Source organism: Anaerostipes sp. CAG:276 (assembly GCF_000432215.1).
GTDB lineage: Bacteria > Bacillota > Clostridia > Lachnospirales > Lachnospiraceae > Anaerostipes > Anaerostipes caccae.
This window is the reverse complement of sequence record NZ_FR889206.1, coordinates 1-4860: the sequence shown is the minus strand read 5'-3', so window position 1 is coordinate 4860 and position 4860 is coordinate 1. Positions and strand designations below refer to the sequence as shown.

The following is a 4860-nucleotide window of genomic DNA, read 5'->3' as shown; positions in this document are numbered from 1 at the left end:
ATCAGACAGGCTGGTGTTTTTCCACTTTGTAAGCAGTCTGCACGCTTCTTCCATGACAAAAAAATCGATATAGGAAATCAGTCTCTCACTTTCCAGCAGTGGAACAAATTTAAACGGTGATACGATAGACCCGTCTTTTTCTCTGTACCGTACTAATACTTCAGCACTGTCTATCTGTCCTGTTTTTACATGCAGCTTAGGCTGCAGATATACTAAAAACTCTTTCTTTACAATCGATCCCAAAAGTTCTCTTAATAATGGTACTTTCTCTGCGGCAATATTCTTATTTTCTCTGTAATAATCATGTTTATTAATGGTCATGAGCCGTTCTGCTTTATTCACCAGTTCCGGCAGGTCTTCCTGTACATCGCTCCACGATGTTCCAACTGAAACAATACACCGGCCGTCTTCAGACAGGCTTTTTTCCATGGCACTGAGCATTGTTCTGAATTTACTGTATTCAATCCTTTCTGTCACGATCAGAAACTCATCTCCGCTGAGGCGGAATTTCCTGCCCTCCGGAAAAAACTGTTTCATTTTGTTTGCGATATATCCGATCAGAATATCCCCATACATATGACCCTTCTTATCATTCATGATCTTAAGCCCATTGATATCCATAAAGATAACCCCTGCCGGGACCGGTCTGCCTTCCAAAAAGTCTCCGCAGTATTGTGTATAACTGTTCCGGTTTTCCAGACCGGTCATAGAGTCCTGATAGCTCATCTGTTCCAGTTTGCTTTTCAAAGCGTTTTTTGCTATTTCATTTTCAAGGAAATAGGAGAGTTCTCTCAGATAACGAATGTTATTCTTATATCTTTTGGCATCATCGATCCCCAGAAATCCTTTTATCATCCCTTTAACATACAGAGGGACAGCAAGAAGACTCTGAATCCCCTGTTCTTTTAATATTTCGTATTCCAGACTCCGGTCCTCTCCCAGATTTTCAATGTTCTCTATTCTTATATAATCCCTGGTTTCAAATCCTTTAAGCCAGAATACTGCCGCCTCGATAGGAATATTCTGCAGAAATGTTATCTGAGGTTCCACACCCTTAGCACAAATTTCATATGTATTGCGGGCAATGCCGCGCTCTTCTTCTATTTCCATAATATAGACGCGGTCCGACTGATAATACTCTCTGATGATCTCCAATACATATTCAATAGAATCTTCCAGATATCCAGAAGAAGTAAGACAATGGATACAATCTACAATACTTTTCTCCGCTGCAATATGGCAGTCATTATCATCGCAGCGAACAGGGAATCCCGCCTCCCGGACAAACTGCAGTTCTTGTTCTATCTTCTTATTCCGTTCTAAAATCTTTTTCTTTTGCAAAAACGTAGCCAAAATCTGTGAGATCAGCGACAGGGCATTTACTTCATCTTTTGTCCACAGGCGGACACCCGTGCACTCATCGAATCCAAGGAATCCGCTCAGGTTATTTTCATTCCAAAAGGCACACTGAAGAGTTGAACTTATGCCCTGTGCCTCAAATATTTCTGTCTGCTCCCGTGTCAATGTACGAATATCCCGGCAATAGAAAACCGAATTGTCTTTAAACAGGTTTTGGTAATCTCCAAACTGACTGTACGCAAGATTCTGCAGTTTTTCTTTTACAGGAACTATACCGTTATTGCACCACTCATATGTATTGGAACAGCACTCTCCGTCCTCACTGCTTTCAAAAACATATGCACGACTCACATCAAACTGCTTTCCTACAATTTCAAGAATCATCTGAACAGCCTCATCGATATCTTCCATATCATATAGAATTCGGAATACATAGCGCGCCAGATTATCCGGTCCATCTGAAAATTCCTTCTCCGAATCTATCGCCGTGCCTAAAAAAGAATATTCTGCTTCATCCACACAGAAAGATTTCTCTTTGTTATACAGTACGTATCTGCTTTTTCCCTGCTTTTTTGCCTGATAAAGAGCATGGTCCGCACACCGGTATAAGGAATTAAAATCCTTTCCATTCTCCGTGAAAGGGCTATCCCAATACTGCAGGTCACCTGGACTTCCTGTTTTTCATCTTCAAACAAATGGGCGAACATTTCCGACAGCTCTCCCGCTCTTTTTTCAGCCGCCTGTGATGAAGGAATATTCTTCATGAATATGGCGAACTCATCTCCTCCGATCCTGCCCACAATATCGCTTTCCCTCATGAGCTTTTTCATTCCCGAAGCCATTTCTGTGAGTACCACATCTCCCAGCATATGTCCTTTTGTATCATTGATCTGTTTAAAGTTATCTGTATCAATCATAAACAGAGCACACTGATTGTCTGAGTGCATCTCAAGATAACGCTTTATCCTCTTCTCTGTCTCTTCCCGGTTATATACCCCTGTCAGAGCATCTTTTTCTGCCCGATACCGCAATTTCTGTATTCTTTGTTTCTCCTTCTGAATATTCCAGACACTTCCAACTGCCTTGACAGGCTTTTTCTGTCCGTCATAGCGGATAATCGCATAGATTCTGCACCAGGTATACCTTTCCTCAGAATCTTTCCACCGGAATTCTGACATAGAGTATAGATTCCCCTGTCTTACCCGGTTCCTGAACGCAGCCAGTGCCGGAATATCTTCCGGATGGATCCGAAGAAATGTGCTGTCAGCCTGGTCTGTGTCAAAACACACATCTCTGATACAAACTTCTACTCCATTGCTCTGCGTACATGTTATCCTGTCTTGTTCTATATCCCATTCGAAAATCATTGCTTCTGACAAATCTATAGGGGACCCATCTGCTGCCATACAACCGATCTTTTCTCTGTGTGTCATCTTTGTCTCCCCCTTATTTCAAATAATACCCATGCACTTACCTTGTTCATATTATATCATATATTGTCTCATCCAGGTGAAATATCATCCTATCCAATATGATTTGTGATATTATAATGACAGCATAATTTTCACGAACCAGACCATCGAGAAAGGAATCAAAGTATGTCTAATTACCACAGTCAGGAACAGACCATTTACCGCAATCTTTCAGGTAAAATACAGATGGGTTTTTACGATAATGGAGAGCGGTTCCCTTCTGTTAAAGAGATTGCTGATCGTTTCCATGTCTCTTATTGTCCTGCACAGAGAGCACTCAAACTGCTTGAAAAGGATGGACAGATAAAACTTTACCGCGGAAGTGCCACTGCAGTTTTAAAGAAACCCTATGAAAATTATCTTGAAAGTAATGTTTTTAAACGGCGTATAAAATCAGTGCTGGATTTATGCCACAGTCTTGAGCTGATCTCTCCGGCACTCTGCACTTATAATATTCAGCATTTTAAAAAAGCATCCTCTTCTCTCTGGTTAAAAAAAATTGCACAGGGACAGCATGCCGGACGCGGTCTTTACCAGCAGTTTGAACGTTCTCTGCATTTGCTGGGCAATCAAACTGTACTCAGCCTTTATTATGACATCAGTTCTTTTTCTGGGAGTGCATTTCTGGATATCTTATATTTAAAATACGGAAAAGAAAAAGCGGATTCCTTCCTGCAGCATATTGCCTCAGAATATGCAGACTGTATCCGAAATCAACATCAGGACACTTCGTTTGTTCTTCAAGAAAAACTGGAGAAATTATGCGGCACATTTTTTGATGCCATCAAAGATTATCTCAGAAACACAGAGTGCGATGCGGATTCCAAAGCGCAGGAATTTTTCAGCTGTGAGCCCCGCAAAGGGCGTACCCGCTACTGTGATGTCGTTGCGATTGATATGATCTGCAGAATCAATCAAGATGTCTATCCTGTCGGCACACGGCTTCCTAACAGTCATACTTTAGCAGATATTTATCATATTTCCGGGATTACTGTCCGGCGAACGATTGCTCTTCTTAATAAGCTGGGCGTCACAGAAACAGTCAACGGGGTGGGTACTTTTGTTATTTCCCGGGGCGGACCAGATATTCCATATAAACTGAAGGACTTGACTTTGGATGACAATATGAGAAACTTTTTAGAAGCTCTGCAAATTCTGGCGATCATCAGCGTTCCGGTTATGCTTGTATCTCTCCCACATGTCCCGCGTAAAATGCTGAAGGAACTTTTTGCGGCTGCATCCATACCCGATGAAAAAAAATCTTTGGTACATGCGGTCAGCATCGGGCTGCAGTCTGTAATCAGGTACTGTCCCTTTGCGGCTGTGCAGGAAATTTACAAAAAGCTTACGCTCCTGCTGTTAAAAGGAAGTATCCTTCGCCTGGAAGAAACAGGTGCTGAACCAGTTACCGGATGGACTAAGATTTCTGCGTCTATTCGAAAAAGCTGCGCCCATTCAGACTACGAACAGCTCGCCCGCGCATTCCAAAGTCTTTTTCAGAATAATTTTGCTTCCTCAAAACAGCTTCTTTTGGAAATTGGCGTGGAAGGTGTCGAAAAAATCACCGGATTTTAACTATATATACAGAGAGAGGAAGGCAGTTTCAGAGATAATGTGCCGCTCTCTTTTTTCCTGCCGATGCTGCGGTGCTTCTATCTTTTTTCTTTCCGCCATAAGATCAAACTTCAGGCACAATATTTTCTCCGGTTTTTTCACCTTCTGCGGCTGAACCATCTTCCCCGGATCCTGCAAAAGTGCCGGTCATTCTCATCCATACGGATTCCCGTGATTCACCGGCCTGCTGATCTCATACTCTGCATATTCCCTGCTTTTTATTACTCTCCTATCTAAGATTTAAATTCTGTCTTCCTAATTCTATTCCTCATATTTTTAGCCGATCGTTTTTATTTATTTAACAATATCAAACCAAACACAAATGCACAGGAAGTAAATTCATTCATACAGTCCTGCTCAATTCTAAATTTTCAATTATTCAATTTTATAATTAATATATTTAATTATTATATTA

The 4860-nt window shown here is 41.4% G+C and carries 3 protein-coding genes; 1 reads left to right on the top strand and 2 read right to left on the bottom strand.

The annotated features are described in order from the left end of the window. The coding region (locus QVP35_RS14890) for a sensor domain-containing diguanylate cyclase (protein WP_288187953.1) at positions 1-1878 on the bottom strand (1878 nt) is incomplete at its 3' end. Next, entirely contained in the window at positions 1851-2792 is a 942-nt protein-coding gene (locus tag QVP35_RS14885) for a sensor domain-containing diguanylate cyclase (protein WP_022261350.1), read from the bottom strand. The genes QVP35_RS14885 and QVP35_RS14890, both read right to left, overlap by 28 nt. A gap of 165 nt (positions 2793-2957) precedes the next feature. Here QVP35_RS14885 and QVP35_RS14880 point away from each other — a divergent pair, with 165 nt between their 5' ends. Continuing rightward, positions 2958-4406, top strand: coding sequence for a GntR family transcriptional regulator (locus QVP35_RS14880; protein ID WP_006567128.1), 1449 nt, complete (start codon positions 2958-2960; stop codon positions 4404-4406). Positions 4407-4860 lie beyond the last annotated feature (454 nt).